At 69.2% G+C, this 17,739-nt stretch carries 16 protein-coding genes and 1 tRNA gene; 8 read left to right on the forward strand and 9 right to left on the reverse strand.

The window, feature by feature from the left end; genetic code table 11:
* Window positions 1-3: 3 nt before the first annotated feature.
* Together ACFY7C_RS27105 and ACFY7C_RS27110 are read right to left on the reverse strand one after the other, a co-directional pair.
* On the reverse strand, window positions 4-2,580 hold the full coding sequence (locus tag ACFY7C_RS27105) for an McrB family protein (RefSeq protein ID WP_389655172.1): 2,577 nt from the start codon (window positions 2,578-2,580) through the stop codon (window positions 4-6).
* Between the two features lie 267 nt (window positions 2,581-2,847).
* Entirely contained in the window at window positions 2,848-3,681 is an 834-nt protein-coding gene (locus tag ACFY7C_RS27110; protein WP_389655174.1) for an SDR family oxidoreductase, read from the reverse strand.
* Window positions 3,682-3,765: 84 nt separating this feature from the next.
* Here ACFY7C_RS27110 and ACFY7C_RS27115 point away from each other — a divergent pair, with 84 nt between their 5' ends.
* The 3 genes from ACFY7C_RS27115 (at window position 3,766) to ACFY7C_RS27125 (ending at window position 7,051) form a co-directional block, all read left to right on the forward strand.
* Window positions 3,766-4,362 (forward strand): TetR/AcrR family transcriptional regulator, encoded by a 597-nt coding sequence (locus ACFY7C_RS27115; protein ID WP_389655176.1) that lies wholly within the window; start codon window positions 3,766-3,768, stop codon window positions 4,360-4,362.
* Window positions 4,363-4,569: 207 nt separating this feature from the next.
* On the forward strand, window positions 4,570-5,439 hold the full coding sequence (locus ACFY7C_RS27120) for an alpha/beta fold hydrolase (RefSeq protein WP_389655178.1): 870 nt from the start codon (window positions 4,570-4,572) through the stop codon (window positions 5,437-5,439).
* 337 nt (window positions 5,440-5,776) lie between these two features.
* Complete coding sequence (locus tag ACFY7C_RS27125; protein ID WP_389655180.1) at window positions 5,777-7,051, forward strand: M23 family metallopeptidase; 1,275 nt, start codon at window positions 5,777-5,779, stop codon at window positions 7,049-7,051.
* A gap of 39 nt (window positions 7,052-7,090) precedes the next feature.
* Here ACFY7C_RS27125 and ACFY7C_RS27130 read toward each other — a convergent pair whose 3' ends face one another.
* From ACFY7C_RS27130 to ACFY7C_RS27140, 3 genes are all read right to left on the reverse strand, one after another.
* Window positions 7,091-7,873 (reverse strand): oxidoreductase, encoded by a 783-nt coding sequence (locus ACFY7C_RS27130; RefSeq protein ID WP_389655182.1) that lies wholly within the window; start codon window positions 7,871-7,873, stop codon window positions 7,091-7,093.
* A gap of 77 nt (window positions 7,874-7,950) precedes the next feature.
* Window positions 7,951-8,529 (reverse strand): TetR/AcrR family transcriptional regulator, encoded by a 579-nt coding sequence (locus ACFY7C_RS27135; RefSeq protein ID WP_389655184.1) that lies wholly within the window; start codon window positions 8,527-8,529, stop codon window positions 7,951-7,953.
* A gap of 578 nt (window positions 8,530-9,107) precedes the next feature.
* Window positions 9,108-9,713 carry a DUF5994 family protein gene (locus ACFY7C_RS27140; protein ID WP_389655186.1) on the reverse strand — a complete coding sequence of 202 codons (606 nt, stop codon included), beginning with the start codon at window positions 9,711-9,713 and terminating at the stop codon, window positions 9,108-9,110.
* A gap of 306 nt (window positions 9,714-10,019) precedes the next feature.
* Between ACFY7C_RS27140 and ACFY7C_RS27145 the strand changes: the two genes are divergently transcribed.
* Genes ACFY7C_RS27145 through ACFY7C_RS27155 form a run of 3 tightly spaced genes read left to right on the forward strand, consistent with a single transcriptional unit; the run spans window position 10,020 to window position 11,063 of the window.
* Entirely contained in the window at window positions 10,020-10,511 is a 492-nt protein-coding gene (locus tag ACFY7C_RS27145; protein WP_389655188.1) for a DUF5994 family protein, read from the forward strand.
* Complete coding sequence (locus tag ACFY7C_RS27150) at window positions 10,508-10,864, forward strand: PRC-barrel domain-containing protein (protein WP_389655189.1); 357 nt, start codon at window positions 10,508-10,510, stop codon at window positions 10,862-10,864. Before ACFY7C_RS27145 ends, ACFY7C_RS27150 begins: the two co-directional genes overlap by 4 nt.
* 28 nt (window positions 10,865-10,892) lie before the next feature.
* The gene (locus ACFY7C_RS27155) at window positions 10,893-11,063 is read left to right on the forward strand and encodes a hypothetical protein (RefSeq protein ID WP_389655191.1); all 171 of its coding nucleotides are present in this window, start codon (window positions 10,893-10,895) and stop codon (window positions 11,061-11,063) included.
* A gap of 299 nt (window positions 11,064-11,362) precedes the next feature.
* On the opposite strand, the gene ACFY7C_RS27160 is transcribed toward ACFY7C_RS27155, so the two are convergent.
* Window positions 11,363-11,436: transfer RNA gene (locus ACFY7C_RS27160), tRNA-Gly, on the reverse strand.
* A 393-nt stretch (window positions 11,437-11,829) separates the two neighbouring features.
* On the opposite strand from ACFY7C_RS27160, the gene dcd reads away from it, so the two are divergent.
* Both dcd and ACFY7C_RS27170 read left to right on the forward strand, forming a co-directional pair.
* Window positions 11,830-12,405: a dCTP deaminase gene (gene dcd / locus ACFY7C_RS27165; protein ID WP_125656191.1), complete on the forward strand. Its 576-nt coding sequence runs from the start codon at window positions 11,830-11,832 to the stop codon at window positions 12,403-12,405.
* Window positions 12,406-12,418: 13 nt separating this feature from the next.
* Window positions 12,419-12,916, forward strand: coding sequence for a phosphoribosyltransferase (locus ACFY7C_RS27170; protein WP_345487037.1), 498 nt, complete (start codon window positions 12,419-12,421; stop codon window positions 12,914-12,916).
* Between the two features lie 112 nt (window positions 12,917-13,028).
* Here the strand turns inward: ACFY7C_RS27170 and ACFY7C_RS27175 are convergent, their stop codons facing one another.
* The 3 genes from ACFY7C_RS27175 to ACFY7C_RS27185 form a co-directional block, all read right to left on the reverse strand.
* A complete protein-coding gene (locus ACFY7C_RS27175; RefSeq protein ID WP_389655193.1) occupies window positions 13,029-13,889 on the reverse strand; it encodes a prealbumin-like fold domain-containing protein in 861 nt (286 codons plus the stop codon).
* A gap of 402 nt (window positions 13,890-14,291) precedes the next feature.
* A complete protein-coding gene (locus ACFY7C_RS27180) occupies window positions 14,292-15,158 on the reverse strand; it encodes a Yip1 family protein (protein WP_389655195.1) in 867 nt (288 codons plus the stop codon).
* 257 nt (window positions 15,159-15,415) lie between these two features.
* Window positions 15,416-17,680: a (Fe-S)-binding protein gene (locus tag ACFY7C_RS27185; protein ID WP_389655197.1), complete on the reverse strand. Its 2,265-nt coding sequence runs from the start codon at window positions 17,678-17,680 to the stop codon at window positions 15,416-15,418.
* Window positions 17,681-17,739 lie beyond the last annotated feature (59 nt).

Consider the following 17,739-nt stretch of genomic DNA (forward strand, 5'->3'; position numbering starts at 1 on the left):
CGGCTACTCCTCGTTCCATTCGGGCTCGACCGACACGCCGTCCTCGTCGGCGATCCCGGCGGTGACGAAGACCTTCGCCAGCATTCCCGGAAGGTCCTGCGGGTTCGTCTGCACGACCCGCCCCGTCTTGTCGTCCACCAGCTCGCCCAGTACGGCCCGCAGCATCTCGGGGCGGCCGAGGCAGTAGTCCGTCACGAGCGGCACGATCTCGTGGTGGAAGGCGTGGGACAACTGCTCGACGGTGGCGAGCGGCCGGTCGTCGGAGAGGAGGTACGCCTGGCCGAGCAGATGGTCCGGGCCGAAATGCGTGTCGAGCCGTTCATTCAGGCCCTCCAGCAAGGAGGCCAGCCCGAGCCCTTCCACCTCGCCGTCCAGAGCGTCCAGGTCCGGTGGCACGTCGAGGAAGGCGAATCGGCGCCGGATAGCGGAGTCGATGTGGCTCACACTGCGGTCGGCGGAGTTCATGGTCCCGATGATGCGGATGTTCGGCGGAACGGTCTGCTGTCGCCCGCTGGTCGGCAGGGTGATGGAGACCGATCCCCGCTTGTCGAGTTCCAAGAGGGTGATCAACTCACCGAGAATGCGGGGTAGATCACCACGATTGATCTCGTCCACGACTATCAGGAAGATCTCGTCCGGCGACTTCTCGGCGGCCGCGCAGACCCGGAGGAAGACACCCTTCTTCATCTTCAGGTGAAGGCCGGCCCCGTCCGCCGCCGTGTCCGGCCGGAACCCCTCGACGAAGTCCTCGTAACCGTAGGAGGGATGGAAGGTCACCATCGTGAGCCGTGCGGCCCGCTCCTCCTCGGGCTCATTCGCATCCTCGGGTACCGCGGACAGTTCCGCGAGAACCGCGGCCCGCTCTGCCGGAGTCGCCTCGATCAGGTCCGCGCGTCCCGCGAGGGCCAGGGCGACGTTGAGGGCCAGCCGGGTCTTTCCGGTGCCGGGCGGGCCCTGGAGCACGACCTGTCCCTTGTGCTCCAGCAGATCGCGTACGTTCCGCACGTCGTCGGGAAGCTCGTCATCGAGCAGCACGGCTCCCTTCACCGAGCCGCTCGGCAGGGCGCCGGTCTCGTCGACTCCCTCGGCCTCAGGCGCCGGGCCGAGAGCTGCGGCGGTGCCGCGCCGCCCCCGCCCGTTCCGGATCTCCCGCATCAGCGTGGCGGGCACCTTTGCGAGCGTCTGTTGCCAGGCGTGCCGGGGCGCATCGAAGCTCTGGGCGTACGAGGTGTCCCAGTCCACGCCGACGGTGTGGCGGTGCGTCGGTACACCTGGTTCGTACGCGTAGCCGCCCACGACGGTGCCCACGGCCAGCACCTCGGACTTTCCCCGGTTGGCGACGACGAGATCGCCGCGCTCCAGGTCGCGGAAGGCCAGCATCTGCCGTGCGAGCCGCAGGTTTCCGCCGGTGCTGCGCGGCCAGTGCTGGTCCAGTGCGGCCTTGAGCTCCTGGTCGCTCTCGTACTGCCCCAGACTGCCGACCTCGTCCCAGCCGATCCGGATGCGACGGTTCTGGAGGCAGTCGTCCCAGAGGCCGGCCCGTTCTCCGGGCGCGATCTTCCAGACCACTCGGTCCTGCGGGCGCGGATCGTGGAAGGCGTACAGGAAGTCCACCACCTCGTGCGGACTCCACCCCTCGAGCTCCTCGTGCTCACGTAGGAGTCCGAGCAGCTCGCGGTTCGCCCGCCACGTACGTACGCCCGAGGAGTACGCACGTGGCTCGCCGCCCAGCAAGGCGGTGAAGTGGCGGACGTGAGCGGCCGAGAAGACGGGCAGGAACTCCCCGGGGAAGTAGACCGCCAGTGCCTTGGTGGTCAGCGCCTGGCCGTACGACAGCGACTCCAGGTCGTCCAGCCGTTCGTAGGCCCCCCGGCCCGCCGCGTCGAATGCCGTCACGAACTCGGAGCGCACCTGGGCCCAGGCCGCTTTCACCTCGAGCCCGCGCAATGCGCTGGGCACGACTCGCCACTGACCCGACCGGTGCTGGTAGACGATGTGCTTCGCCGCGCTGCCGCCGCGGATGCTGCCGAAATGGTCGGTGCCGTATTCCATCAGCCGGCAGAAGGAGAGTCCGTTCCGGCGGCTGTCGGGCCCCAACGCATACCGCTCCAGGTCCAGGTCCCCCCAGTCCGACAGCGGAAACGACGCCAGCACCCGCTGCCGCTCCTCCTCCGCCAGCCCGGCGGCCCGTCGCGCCCCCTCCCGATCGAACCGCGCGATGCGCGCGGCGAGCCCTTCCCGGAACTGCCCAGCATCAGCCATGCGCTCATTCTTCGACATCCAGCCGGCCCGGGACACCGACATCGGGAGACAACGACAGCCCCCGGTCTCTGGTTTGGGCTTCGCGGTCGTTGTCCCGGTCAGGGTTGCGGTACCTGGGTGCTGTATCCCACGATTCAAACGGGGGTGACCATGGAACGGCATGTGCTGGAATCGCTGTTGACCGGCGATGACGAGGCGTCCGTGATAGCTCTGGCCGCCCTCCGTCGCGGCGTCCCCTACTCGGTGGAAGAGCGGGCGCAACCCACTGGTGCGCATGCCGGAGTGTTCAGTCGCCGACTTCGGCGTATGCGGATGCACGGATTCGAACCTCTTGGGCTGGAACGAGCAGTGCGGCTCATCAGGGAGTATGGCCGGCCCGTGCGCAGTGCATTGATAGATCCCGACAATCGGACGCGGCTCACCCTGCTCTTCCTTACCGAGGACGGCGGCGCGCTGGTGGCCTGCGTCAGCTGGCCCCTGCCGCCGGTCGCCAGGAAGCCACCGCTCTAGGAGAGCGGAAGGCGACGAGTGGCCCTCCGCGGTTCACCGCCCCGGAGGGCACCGCTGGGCGCCGTCACGGCTCGGTCATGCGAAGGCGGCGGCGTTGCGCTTGGCCCAGTCGGCGAAGGTGGTGGCGGGGCGGCCGAGGATCTTCTCGATGTCGGGGCTGACGGTCTGCTCGCGCGGGGTAGGGGTGCCGATGATGTCGAGGGTGGTGTCGGCGACCGGCGCGGGCATGAAGGTGAGCAGCTGGGCGTAGGCCTCCTCCCGGGTCTGGTCGATGAAGGTGACCTGTTCGCCGATGGCAGCGCCGATGGCGGCAGCGCGCTGGAGCGGGGTGGTCGAGGCGGGACCGGTGAGTTCGTAGCCGGCCTTGGTGTGGCCGGGCCGGGTCAGGACGGTGGCGGCCACGGCGGCGATGTCGTCGGGGTCGACGGCCGGGAGGCCGACGTCGCCGAAGGGCGCGGCGACCGTCCGGCTCGCCCGGACCGAAGGCGCCCACGCGTAGGCGTTGGAGGCGAAACCGCCCGGGCGCAGGATGGTCCAGTCGGCGCCGGAGTCCATGACGGCCTTTTCGTAGGCGGCGAAGGCCCGTCCGTGGGACAGGGAGTCCGGGCGGGTGACCACACCCTGGGAGGACAGCAGGACGATCCTGCCGTAGTTCGCGAACGGAGCGACGACGGCGGTGGGGTCGCCGGTCATCATGAGGTCCCCGGCGACGAGCAGGAAGACCGCATCCGCGGTGGCGGGCAGGTCGGCGACCGGCCGGGAGAGGTCGGCGGTGACGGCGCGCACGCCGGGCGGGACATCGGCCCGGGTGATGCGGCGCGAGACCGCGGTCACCTCGTGTCCCTGATCGGTCAGCAGGCGGACGAGCGTACGGCCGACATTTCCGGTGGCACCGGTGACAACGATCATGAGCGGTCCTCGCATCAGGTTAGTTAGTTAGTCAGCTGACTAATTTTGGGGAGCGTAGCACGTCGAGGTCGTATAGTCAGTCGGGTGACTCACTCAAAGGGGCCCGCCCGTGCCCGAGCCGCCGGTGCGAAGCGGCAGCGGCTCGTGGAAGCCGCGGCCGACGTCGTGCACCGGCAGGGCGCCGAGCGCACCACCATCGCCGACATCGCGCGCGCGGCCGAGGTGCCCGTGGGGAACGTCTACTACTACTTCAAGACGAAGGACGAGCTCGTCGCGGCCGCACTGTCGGAGCACGAGCGGCACCTGGACCTGCTCGTCGGCGACCTGAGCCGGCTCCCCGGTCCTCGCGAGCGCCTCAAAGGCCTTGTCGAGGGCTGGGTGGCTCAGCGTGACCTCGCCGTCCGCTACGGCTGCCCGACCGGCACCCTCGCCGCGGAGCTGGGAAAGCGTGACCAGGGTGGCCTGGACGTCGAGGCGGGCAGGGTCGTCCGGCTCCTGCTGACCTGGGTGGAGAGTCAGTTCCGTGAGCTCGGCCAGCCGGAGCCCGAGGGCCTGGCCCTCACCTTGGTGGGCGCGTACCAGGGCATGTCCTTGCTGGCCAACGCCCTGCGAGACCCGGCGGTCATGGAGCGGGAAGGCGCTCGCCTGATTGCCTGGATCGACTCCCTCGAGACCGGCTGAGCCCGCCACGCCGCCGGGATCCGGAGGGCCACTGTCACTCCGAACACTCCTGACTCGGCCGCTGGACCGCGGCCACGCCCCACTCCTCCTTGCGCAATCCGCTGGATAGAGCGTTCGTTCTAGCTTGTGGATGCCGTGATCATCGTGCTAGCTTCCGACTAGTTAGAACGTTCTTTCTAGCTACTCTCGGATGCCAAGGAGCGGGAAATGAAGCACAAGCGAATCACCGTCAACGGCCTGGACCTGGCCTACGTCGAGGCGGGAGAAGGGCCGCTCGCGCTGATGCTGCACGGCTTCGACACGCCTCACCTGTACCGGTACCTCCTGCCCGCGCTGGCCGAGGCGGGCTACCACGCCGTGGCCCCCACCATGCGGGGGTTCGCCCCGTCCCAGGTGCCGCCGGACGGCAGCATGCGTCTTGCCGATCTGATCGCTGACGCCAACGGCCTGCACGAGGCACTCGGCGGCGGCTCCGACGCGGTCCTGATCGGGCACGACTGGGGCGGCTTCGCCACCTGGGGCGCCGCCGCGGCCGCACCCGAGCGGTGGGCCAAGGTGGTCGTCAACGACGTACCGCCGTTGAAGTTCTACGACCGCAACAGCGCGGACCCCGGCAGGATCGAGCGATACGTCCACTTCTACTTCTTCCAGATGGCCATAGCCGACCGCCTCGTCGCGGCCGACGACCTCGCGTACCTCGACTGGCTCTGGGAGCACTGGACGGGAACCGTCCCCGGCTACGACTCCACCGAGGACCGCAAGGCGATGAAGGAGGGACTCAACACGCCGGAGCGGCTCCACCTCGGCCTCGAGCTCTACCGGCAGAACTTCCCGGCTGCGACCTTCGGCACCCCGGAATGGGAGATGGCCCGGGTGTTGGACACGTTGCCGTCCCAGCCCACCCTGTACCTCCACGGGACCGAGGACCCCGTGGTCGACACGGAGACGCTCGCCGACATCGTCGCCATGCTGCCGCCGGGTTCGGACGGGGCGATGATCGAGGGCGCCGGCCATTTCCTCCTCTCCGAGAAGCCGGAGGAGGTCAACCAGCGCATCCTGGCCTTCCTGGCTCGCTGATCGCGCGGAAGCCCGCCACCTCGGCCCTGACGCCGGGTGAGGACTGGGCAAGGACGAAGCCCCAGGTCGCTGACCTGGGGCTTCGTTCGTCACGGGACCTCCCGGGAGGCTCTGCTCACACCCGAGCTGACCGCTGTTCACCGCCCTGGAGGACACGGTTGGGGCACGTGCCGGCTCCCGCCCGGCGGTCCGGTGCGGCTGGACGGGTGTAGTTCGGTATCCGACTCCGGCGCCGTCCGCCGGGTGCGCCGCTCGGCCGGATTACATGGGCCTGCGCCTCGGCGCGGGGCGTGCCGGTGTCCTTCACGGTCCCGGACCCGACGACTGGAAGAGCACCATGGCAGAGCGCCACCCTCGCAACCGCACCGGCCGCGGCCCGCTACGTCGCGGGCTCGCCGCCGCCGTGCTCGCGGTCGGCATGCTGACGGCTTCGACCGCACCCGGATACGGCACCGGCCCGACCACGCCGGCGCCCGGCCCGCAGTTCACGCCGTTGACGGCGGCCGTGCTGACCGAACCGGCGCCGTTCGACGCCACGGACGGCAAGACGCACCTCTCGTACGAACTGCTCACCACGAACGCGCTGCCCAGCAGCGCACGGGTGCGGCTGGACCGTGTCGAGGTCCGGGACGCCCGCACTCACCGTGTGGTGGGCTCACTGAGCGGGCAGGCGCTGGCCGACGCCGCCAACCCGGTGGGCGACCCCCTGCCGGGGGCGGACGGGTACACGCCGGCGCCTCCGGGACCGACGCCGACCGTCATCCCGGGCTCCCAGCAGTGGGTCGTCTGGCTCGACCTGGTCCTCGACCGCGGTCAGCGGGTGCCCAAGGTCCTCGAGCACCACCTCTCGGGTGCCGTCCTCACCGCCTCCGGCTCCTCCCTGTTCGAGGAGACGGTCCAGATCACCCCGACCGACCGCACCGCGCCGCTGAACCTGGACGCGCCGGTCCGTCCCGGCACCTGGTACTCCAGCGAGTCGTGCTGCGGCAACACCCACCACCGGCGCGGCCTCGGTCCGATCAACGGCCGCTTCTACGTGCCGCAGCGCTTCGCGATCGACTGGTACCGGGTCGGCGAGCAGGGACAGACCTGGGAGGGCGACCCCACGCGGCTCACCAGCTACCTGAGCTACCGGCAGCCCGTCGTGGCGGCGGCCGGCGGCAGGGTGGTGGAGGTCCAGGACGGGATCCCGGACAACACGCCGCCCGTCACGCCCCCGGTCCCGCCGATCGAGGAGACCGTCGGCAACCACGTCACCGTGGAGGTCGCGCCCGGCCGCTACCTGCTCTACGCCCACCTGACGCCCGGCTCGCTCAAGGTCCGGGAGGGCGACCACGTGGAACCCGGCCGCGTCCTCGGGCTGATCGGCAACAGCGGCAACTCGACCACGCCGCACCTGCACTTCCAGGTGATGACCACGCCCGAGTTCTTCCCGACCGACAGCCCGCCGTTCACCTTCCGGAAGTTCCGCGTCGTCGGACAGGTCGAACCCCGCCTCTGGGACGACAACCTGGGCACCCAGCCGACCGGCGTCCTCCCGATCACGCCCTCGCCGTACGACGGACTCCACCGTGCGCGGTATCCGCTCGACCGCGAGGTGCTGGAGTTCTGACCGGATCCACGAGCCCCTGCCGGTGCCAGGCAGTACGTCTCACACCGTCTTGATGCCGCCTCCCTCGACCACGTAGTCGGCGCCGGTCACGCTTGCCGCGCGGTCCGAGGCGAGGAACGCGACGACGGCCGCGACTTCCTCGGGTTCGACCATGCGCCCGGTGCTCATGCCCATCGCCGCGGGCACCGAGGCCAGGAAGTCGCGGTGGTCGACGCCGTTGGCCTGCGCCAGCCGGGCCCCGAAGCCGTCGGCGTCTTCCCACATGCCGGTGCGCGTCGGTCCGGGGGAGACGGTGTTCACGCGTACGCCCTGCGGTCCGAACTCCTCGGACAGTGCCTTGCCGAACGCGTTGAGAGCCGCCTTCGCGGCGGCGTACTCGATGGGGCCCGTGCCGGGCAGGCGCGCGCTCATCGACGAGACGTTCACCACGCAGCCGCGGCGTTCCAGAATGCTCGGCAGCAGCCTGCGGGTGACCCGGACCGTGCCGAACAGATTGACCTCGAAGCTCTGCGCCCACAGGGCGTCGCTGGTCGCGAGGAACCCGTTCAGGGTGAACTCGTCGCCACCGCCGAGGTTGTTGACCAGAATGTCCACACCACCCAGCGCGGCCAGCGCCTGTGCCCCCAACTCCTCGGCACCTTCCGGCGTGCTCAGGTCGGCCGCGACCGGGTGGGCGCCGATCTCCTTCAGCTCGGGCGTGATCGTCCGGGCTGCCCCGACCACCCGGGCGCCCTCGGCGACGAGCTGCCGGGCGATCGCGAGGCCGACACCCCGACTGGCCCCCGTGACGATCGCGGTCTTGCCGGCGAGATCGAGTTCCATGTCCCACTCCCCACGTATTCTTGAATCAGAGGTACAAAATGAGCCCGAAAAAATAGGGCTGCCGTCGCCGGCTCCCGCTACAGCGATCTCATCGCCGCGTCCACGACTCGCCTCAACTGTGTGGCGTCCTCGGCGGTCTTCGCCAGCACGCGCATCCCGATGACTGTCGCGAGCAACCAGCTGGCCACCGCCGCCGCGTCGCGGTCGCCGGCGATCTCGCCGGCCCGCTGGCCTTCCTCGACGGTGGCCCTGAACGCGCTCTCGGTACGCGCGAACATCCTGCGCACCGCGTCAGCGGTTCCGGCGTCCGATGCGGCCAGCTCGGCGGCGGTGTTCACCGCCATGCAGCCGCGCCGGTCCGGATCGCCCAGGTCGAGGTGGATCAGGGCCTCCAGGGCTCCCCGCAGCCGGTCCCTCGCCGATCCGGGGTGATCGAGAAGCGCCTCCAGCCACGCGGCCTGAGAGTCGCGGTACCGTGCCAGCGCCCGCTCGAACAGCGCGTGCTTGCTGCCGAAGGCGTTGTACAGGCTGCCCTTGCCGATGCCGATCTCGTCCACGAGGTCCTGGGGCGTCGTCGCCGCGTACCCCTTACGCCAGAACACGCCCATCGCGCGCTCCACCGCGACGTCCGGATCGAACTGCTTCGGCCTGCCCATGGCCCCACCGTAGCAGCGTTTTTGACTCAGAGGTCAAAATCTTTCCCCGACCGGACAACACAAGAGCTCCAGGTCGCTGACCTGGGGCTTTGTCATGGAGCGGATGACGGGATATCGAACCCGCGCTATAAGCTTGGGAATCACCCGGCACTTGGGCCCGCAAATAGGTTCCGACCTGCGGATACGTAGGCCTGGCGCCGCTTCTTCGCCGCCCCCTCGGCCCCCTTGGTGTCCGCTGATGACCGCCCCTGCTGGCACGTTGTGCACGGCGGCAGACCAGCCGCGCCACTCGACCAGGACGAGAGTGGCGGTGGACAGCGGCTCGCCGCCCGTCAGCCCTTCGGCTGGAGCAGGCGGCGGCGAGGTCCTGCTTCGGGATGCGCAGGTCGTGGTTGAGCACGGCGCCGGTGACGCCGAGCAGGCGGTTGCCTTCGGTGGCCGTGTAGAGGGGAGGTGGAGCCGTTCGCCGGCCTACGGGCACCTGGCCCTGAAGGGGTAGGGGTCGCCGAAGTGGTGGGCCGCCATGCGTGCGTCGTGCTGGGCGTTGAGCCGGTGGATCAGGCGGGTGCCGAGCGCGATCACGGTCTCCATGTCGTCACCCGCATGTACCCCGGCAGGGGGATCATCCGCGCGCCGACGACGGGGTGCGCCGCTGGGTACGGCTGGGGCGTCGGGCCGGCCCCACCCTCACTCTCCCACGTGTCTTCGCCGCTCCGTGCCTCCCGCGTGCGGCGGCTGGTCGCGGCCTCGCCGGACATCAGCGAGCCCGCCGTGAGGATGCTGCCGGGGAGTGCGGCGGCGGTCATCAACCGGGCCGCGGAGGCGGGTTCGGTCTCGGGCGGAATCACGAGCAGGTCGCAGCGGCCGGTCCTGTAGGACAGCAGGATGACCTTGTCCGGGTCCTGCTCGGTGAACCAGCCCACGTGCAGGACGTGGCCGGTGATGGCCACCTTGCGCGGAACGACAAGCCAGTGACCGGGGTGCACCAGCACACGGGTGATGCGGCCCCAGCGTCCTGCGAGGGCGTCGGTCAGCGCCGGCAGCTCGGCTGCCAGGTCGCGTGAACGGGGCCACCAGGCACCGTCGAGCCGACCGGCAAGGGTGGTCTTCGGAGTAAGTGAGAAGCGGGCCGGAAGTCCTGGGGAGAGGGCGCGGTTCGCTGTCCTGTCGAGGCGGGTGGTCATAACGGACCTGCCCCCGGGCTGCCCGTCGGCAGCCCGGTTTTTCGTGTTCCCCGGAAATGACACCTGCGTGGAAGCTGGTGCTCGAAGTACTTCCGGTACTTCCAGCGTACGTCTGATCAGTCCGTTTACGGTCCGATACGAGGAGAGACTTCCGGGTCGCGCGAACGCGTGTGCCGCGACGGGCGGACGTACAGGAGCCGGGGGTACCGTGAGATGACGGCACAGTCGCCCCGCCGGCGCCTGTCGCCCCCTCGGGCGCGGCAGGGACGGGCCGCGGCACCTCACTCGTAGACGAGCGGATCCATCATGGCCGACTCCGACATCCCGGCCCCGCTGCTCCTGCCGGACGAGATCCACCAGGCGGTACGACCTGGTACGGCGCTGCTCCGGCTGGAGACGACGCACTCCCGGCAGGGCGTCCTCGACGGGGCATGGTGGCCGCGCACCCGCGACGCGGAGCAGGAGGTTCCCGCGCTGGTGTCCGTGCTGGCCGAACACCTCGGACCCATCACCCGGGTCGGCCTGGACGCCACCGCCTGGGACGAGATTCCGACCCGGCTGATCATCGACGACCGGGTCGTCCACCTCGACTCCTTCCCCGTCGGCGACGACACCGTCCTGATCACCCGTGGCGACAAGGACCACTTCGCGCTGATGGTGGTGCCGCCGGACACGGAGGCCGATGCCGCCCGCACGGCCATGGCCCGCGCGGTCCACGCCGACAACATCACGCAGGCCGCCGAGCTCCTCGTCGCCACGCTTCCCGCACCGACGACCGAGCAGGGAGGAGCGGCATGATCCAGACAGCGGACATCCGCGAGTGGCGCGACCAGGACGTGGTGGATCCCGACGGCCACAAGATCGGCGAACTGGAATCCGTCTACGTCGACACCAGCACCGACGAACCGGCCATGGCCACGGTCCGCGTCGGCCTGCCCACCCGGCACCGCCTGGTGTTCGTCCCCCTGGAGGGGGCGACGGTGGGGCCGGGGTACGTGCGGGTCGCCCACGACAGGAAACTGGTGAAGCAGAGCCCCTCCATCGGTCCCGACGACGTCCTGCCCTTCGAGGACGAGGAAGCCGTCTTCCGCCACTACGGCCTCGCCTACGAACCCGGTGCGAACGGCGAACGCCAACTCGCCCGACGCTGAGCCCCCGACCGCCGGGGAGGCGGCCCCCATGACACTCTTCCTCGCCCTGATCATCGTCGCGATCATCCTGGGCCTCATCGGCGTCGTCGTCGACGGACTCCTCTTCCTGCTCTTCATCGGCATCGCGGTACTCGTGGCGGACCTCATCTACATGGCCCTGCGCACCCGCCACTCCGCCCGCCACCGCCCGCTCCGGTGACCTCCGCCCTGGCGGTGGCTTCCGGTTCACGCGAAGAGGACCTGGGGAGCGCGCCATGCGTGACGCTCCCGGCGACGCGGTCGGTCGTCGCGGTGCGGGGCGTCGGCGTCGTCGAAGCGCATGCGCCTCATGGCGGCGGTGCTCGCAACGGCCCCAGCGCATTCACTCCGCCGGGGCCGCCCTTCCGGATCGACACACGTGAGCGTGTTCGATCCAGTTTCCATCGTACGACCGCGGGCCGGACCTGGCCCGGTCTGGACAACGACAAAGCCCCAGGTCGTTGACCTGGGGCTTTGTGATGGAGCGGATGACGGGAATCGAACCCGCGCTATAAGCTTGGGAAGCTCATGTTCTACCATTAAACTACATCCGCAGTGCCGCCCGAAGATCGATGCGGCATCGTTGCACACTGTACCCCATCCGGCACTTCAGACGAAGCGCGTCCTGCGGAGTGCCGCGTGGGGTGGCGCCCTCTTGATCCCTTAATGTGGCTGTCTCGTCCACCACTTGTCGGGGAAGGGACTTGATGGGTTCGATGGAGCGCACCGTCGTCCGTTGTGCCGAGGGGCACGTATTCAGCACCGCTTCGTTCCCGCTGCAGCAGCTCGGGGCCGGGCGGATCGGGCCCGGGCGGCTCGTTCGGTGTCCACGGTGTGCGCGGTTGCGGCACGCGGTGCCCGTGGAGCTCGATCGGCGCTGATGGCGTGGCGGGGGCGTGGGTCTTCCCGATTGGGGGAGCTCCGCGCCCTCTGCGTATCGTGGGAGCGTGCTTCTCTCAGACAAGGACATCCGGGCCGAGATCGATGCCGGGCGGGTGCGCATCGACCCGTACGACGAATCCATGGTGCAGCCCTCGAGCATCGACGTGAGGCTTGACCGCTTCTTCCGGGTGTTCGAGAACCACCGGTACCCCCACATCGACCCCGCCGTCGAGCAGCTCGACCTGACGCGCGAAGTCGAGCCGGAGGGGGACGAGGCGTTCATCCTGCACCCGGGTGAGTTCGTGCTCGCCTCGACCTACGAGGTCATCACCCTGCCGGACGACATCGCCTCCCGACTGGAGGGGAAGAGCTCCCTGGGGCGGCTCGGTCTGGTGACGCACTCGACCGCCGGCTTCATCGACCCCGGTTTCTCCGGGCACGTGACCCTGGAGCTGTCGAACCTCGCCACCCTGCCGATCAAGCTGTGGCCGGGCATGAAGATCGGGCAGCTGTGCATGTTCCGTCTCAGCTCGCCGGCCGAGTACCCGTACGGGAGCGAGCGGTACGGCTCCCGGTACCAGGGCCAGCGGGGGCCGACGGCCTCCCGCTCGTACATGAACTTCCATCGGACCCAGGTGTGAGGCGGTAGCCGGCATGAGTGAAGTACGCGAGAACCTGACGTACGAGGGCTTCGGGCGCGCGGTCCGCGAGCTCGCCCAGACCATCGCCGACGACGGCTACGAGCCGGACATCGTCCTGTCCATCGCCCGCGGCGGCGTCTTCGTCGCCGGCGGTCTGGCCTACGCCCTGGACTGCAAGAACATCCACCTGGTAAATGTCGAATTTTATACCGGTGTGGGCACTACGCTCGAAATGCCCGTCATGCTCGCGCCCGTCCCGAATGCGATCGACTTCTCCGACAAGAAGGTCCTGATCGCCGACGACGTCGCCGACACCGGCAAGACCCTCAAGCTCGTCCACGACTTCTGCGTCGACCACGTCGCCGAGGTCCGCTCCGCGGTCGTCTACGAGAAGTCGCACTCCCTCGTGAAGTGCGAGTACGTCTGGAAGAAGACCGACGAGTGGATCAACTTCCCCTGGTCCGTCGAGCCGCCCGTCGTCCGCCGCGAGGGCCAGGTCCTCGACGCCTGAGGCGCCCGGGAGAACGGGGAAGCGCTCTGACGAGGGGCGATCTCGCCCGAGGTGGGGAACGACCCCTGACCGGGTAGATCGGTCAGGGGTCGTTCCGGGCGCGCTCAGCGCGTCACGGGTCGATGATGATCTGGCAGTTGTAGGTGCCCGGCGGCAGGTTGTTGACGTTCAGGATGGCCGGGTTCGACGGACCGGTGTGGTTGCCGTTGCAGGTGATCTCGGACTGGGTCTCGCCCGATCCCTGGTCGTCCACCCGCACCAGGAGGTCGGCGAGCGGCGCGTTCGTGAACGTGGCGGTGGCGCCGGTGCCGACGGTCGCGCAGGTCGTGCCGCCGACCACGGTCGCCTGCACGTTGGTCTGGGTGGCAGCGCCGTATCCGGGCGGAGGCGTGGTCTCGTTGACCGTGTACACGCCTGGCACCAGCCCCGAGATGCAGACCTCGCCCGTGGTCGCGTCCTCGTCGGGGGCCGCCATGGTCGTGTCGTCCGTCACGCTGGTGTTGAAGCCGTTCGGGCCGCTCACCGAGAACACGGCACCGTCGCGGGTGACGAGCCCGCCCTTGACGCTGTTCTTCACGATCTTCAGCGCGCCGACCCGCGGTGCCTCGATGAGGCAGAACGAGATGTGGCTGAGACCGAAGAACCGGTTGTTGTTGTGGTTGACCGGCGCGTGGAGATTGGTGTCGTTCCGGTTGCCGGTGGGCCCGTAGTCGTAGAAGTTGGCGTCCGGGCCGCCCTTGACGATGACACCGGCGGCGACGAAGTCGCCGTCGAGGTTGAAGTCGAACACCGGCCCCTGGTTGGTGTTCCGGACATCGATGTCCAGGTTTCCGGACAGTCCGTTCGGGGCGGGCGGGCTGAGCGGGCTGAGCGGGACGTTCGTCCCGTCCTGGACCGGCTCGTAGCGGAACTCGAACGAGCCGGGCAGGAGCTCGTCGCAGTCCGGGTTGCCCGCCCGGAGTGTGGGCTGCACGCCGTCCCCACTCGGCGGTCCGGGATGAACCGCCTGGGCGGCGGATGCCAGACCGGCGAAGGGCGCGGCCAGTGCCGTCGCCAGCCCGAGGCCGATGAGTGACGCCCTGCGCGCGGCCCGCCTCGGGCGTCTCGCGATTAGTGCCATGAAGATGCTCCACCTTTTCGGTGCCGGACCCGGCTCTCCTTCGACGCCCGGGCCTGATCGATCCCGAGTATTGGCAGAGTGAAATGCGGAAGAGTGTCACCCTCGCCAAAAAGTCGCCGAGAATGAGCAATAGGCTGCAAATTCGGCTACTCGGCCCTCAGGACCCCTGTGACGTCCGCCCGAGACGCCGGAATTCTCATCGGAAAGGCCCCCGCCGAATCGTCGGCGGGGGCCTTTCTCGTGCGACTGCGGCTACTACAGCGTTCCCAGCTTGATCAGGCTCAGCAGCGCCACCAGCTGGATCGCCGACGCGCCCAGGGCCTTCGGCCAGGGCAGGTCGTGGGAGCGGCTCACCATCACGGTGAAGAGTGCTCCGGCGGCCAGCCAGGTCAGCCAGCCGACGACCTGGACCAGGCCGTTCTCGCCGCCCAGGAAGACGGCGAAGAGCAGGCGCGGGGCGTCCGTGAGGGACATGATCAGCATGGACAGGCCGACGGTGGGCTGCCAGGAGCCGTTGCCGCCGAGCTGACGGGCAAGGGTGTGGGTGACGGCGCCGAGGACCAGGCCGCCGATGACGAAGCCGACGCCGGTCAGCACGACGTACGGGACGGCGTTGGACAGGGTGGCGTTGATGGCCTCGTCGCGCGCCTTGTCGAAGCCGAAGATCGCGAGGAGCCCGTAGAGGAAGGTGACGACCAGCGCCGGGCCCCACACGGCGTGGTCCCGCATCCGCAGGAACGTGTCCGCCGGGCGCAGCACGATGCCGCTCAGGAGGGCCTTCCAGGGCAGCCGCGGGCCCGTGGGGACCGGGGCGGCTCCGGCCTGGTACGTCGCGCCGTCCCCGTACGGGTCGTCATGGACGCTGAAGACCTGAGTGTGGCCCGGGTTGTTGGCCGCGTAGTGCTGCTGCGGGTGCGGCGCCTGCGGGGCGTAGGGGTCGCCGAAGTACTCCGGCTCCCCGTGCGCCTGCGCCTGTGGCTGCTGCTGATGTTGCTGCTGCGACCACTGCTGCTGCTGTTGCGGGTATGCCGGCGGGGGCGCGTTGTACCCGTACGGCGCCTGCTGCGGTTGTTGTCGCGGGGGGCCGCCGGCCCGGCCGCGTCCGTTCCTGAATCCAGCCACGTCAATGAACGTACCCGGTCCCGCCCCCCGCTCGCGCCTCGGCGGGAGAGTGGGGCAGAGCTGTGACATCCCCTAGGGGCCCGGGAAGGGTCCGGTACGGGTCCGGGACGAGTCCGGGACGGGTCCCAGAGAGCCCGGAAGGTCCGGCAGGAAGGAACCCCGTCCAGCGCTGGGTCACCCGGCCACACGCCACGACGGCGAAGGGCCGCCCCGCGTCATCCGCGGGGCGGCCCTCCGGCACGTGCTCATGACCGGGGTCAGGAAGCCGGCTCCGGCTCCGGCTCGACCGCCGTCTCCTCCGGCTCCGGGTCGACCGGCGTCTTCACCGAGTCGAGCAGCAGCTGGGCGACGTCCACGACCTGGAGGCTCTCCTTCGCCTTGCCGTCGTTCTTCTTGCCGTTCACGGAGTCCGTGAGCATGACGAGGCAGAACGGGCAGGCGGTGGAGACGATGTCCGGGTTGAGGGACAGGGCCTCGTCGACGCGCTCGGTGTTGATGCGCTTGCCGATCCGCTCCTCCATCCACATCCGGGCACCACCGGCGCCGCAGCAGAAGCCCCGCTCCTTGTGGCGGTGCATCTCCTGCTGGCGCAGGCCCGGGACGGCCGACATGATCTCGCGCGGCGGCGTGTAGACCTTGTTGTGGCGGCCCAGGTAGCACGGGTCGTGGTAGGTGATCAGGCCGTCCACCGGGGTCACCGGGATCAGCTTGCCCTCGTCGATGAGGTGCTGGAGCAGCTGGGTGTGGTGGATGACCTCGTACTCGCCGCCGAGCTGCGGGTACTCGTTGGCGATGGTGTTGAAGCAGTGCGGGCAGGTGGAGACGATCTTCTTCGCCGACTTCGGCTTCTTGGTCGACTCGTCCTCGTCGTCCTCGCCGAACGCCATGTTCAGCATCGCGACGTTCTCCTGGCCCAGCTGCTGGAACAGCGGCTCGTTGCCCAGGCGGCGCGGCGAGTCACCGGTGCACTTCTCCTCGCCGCCCATGATCGCGAACTTGACGCCCGCGATGTGCAGCAGCTCGGCGAAGGCCTTGGTGGTCTTCTTGGCGCGGTCCTCCAGGGCGCCGGCGCAGCCGACCCAGTAGAGGTAGTCGACCTCGGTGAGGTCCTCGACGTCCTTGCCGACGATCGGGACCTCGAAGTCGACCTCCTTGGTCCACTCGACGCGCTGCTTCTTGGCCAGACCCCAGGGGTTGCCCTTCTTCTCCAGGTTCTTGAGCATCGTGCCCGCCTCGGACGGGAACGCGCTCTCGATCATGACCTGGTAGCGGCGCATGTCGACGATGTGGTCGATGTGCTCGATGTCGACCGGGCACTGCTCGACGCAGGCGCCGCAGGTGGTGCAGGACCACAGGACGTCCGGGTCGATGACGCCGTTCTCCTCGACGGTGCCGATGAGCGGGCGCTCGGCCTCCGCGAGAGCCGCGGCGGGGACACCGGCGAGCGCCTCGGCCGACGCCTTCTCCTCGCCCTCCATGGTCTTGCCGCCGCCGGCCAGCAGGTACGGCGCCTTGGCGTGCGCGTGGTCGCGCAGCGACATGATGAGGAGCTTCGGCGAGAGCGGCTTGCCGGTGTTCCAGGCGGGGCACTGCGACTGGCAGCGGCCGCACTCGGTGCAGGTGGAGAAGTCGAGGAGGCCCTTCCAGGAGAACTGCTCGACCTGGGAGACGCCGTAGACGTCGTCCTCGCCCGGGTCCTCGAAGTCGATCGGCTTGCCGCCGGAGGTCATCGGCTGGAGCGCGCCGAGGGCGGTCTCGCCGGTCGCGTTGCGCTTGAACCAGATGTTCGGGAAGCCGAGGAAGCGGTGCCAGGCGACGCCCATGTTGGTGTTGAGCGACACCGTGATCATCCAGATCATGGTGGTGCTCAGCTTGATCATGGCGAAGACGTAGACCAGGTTCTGGAGGGTCGCGACGCTCAGGCCCTTGAAGGCCAGGACCAGCGGGTACGAGGCGAAGTACGCGGCCTCGTAGTGCTCGACGTGGTGGATCGCGCCCTCGAGGCCGCGCAGCACGTAGATGGCGAGGCCGATGGTGAGGATGACGTACTCGACGAAGTACGCCTGGCCCATCTTCGATCCGGCGAACCGGGACTTGCGGCCGGGGCGCGAGGGCAGGTTGAGCAGCCGGATGACCATCAGGGTGGCGATGCCGAGGGTGGTCATCGCGCCGATGAACTCGATGTACAGCTCGTACGGCAGGAAGCCGCCGATCACCGGCAGCGTCCAGTCGGCCTGGAACAGCTGGCCGTACGCGGTGACGATCGTCGGCGGCAGGGTCAGGAAGCCGACGGCCACGAACCAGTGCGCGAAACCGACGATGCCCCACCGGTTCATCCGGGTGTGGCCGAGGAATTCCCGCACCAGGGTGACGCTGCGCTGGTACGGGTTGTCGGTGCGGGTGCCGGCGGGCACCGGCTGGCCGAGCTTGAAGTACCGGACGAACTGGCCGATGGCGCGGGCGAGCAGCGCAACGCCGACCACGGTCAGGGTCAGCGACACAATGATCGCGGCGAGTTGCATGAGGGGCTCCTCGGGCGGGCCTACTAAGCTGGACGCCTACTAAGCGGTAACTTATTCAG

This window comes from Streptomyces sp. NPDC012769, from assembly GCF_042901205.1.
Taxonomy (GTDB): domain Bacteria; phylum Actinomycetota; class Actinomycetes; order Streptomycetales; family Streptomycetaceae; genus Streptomyces.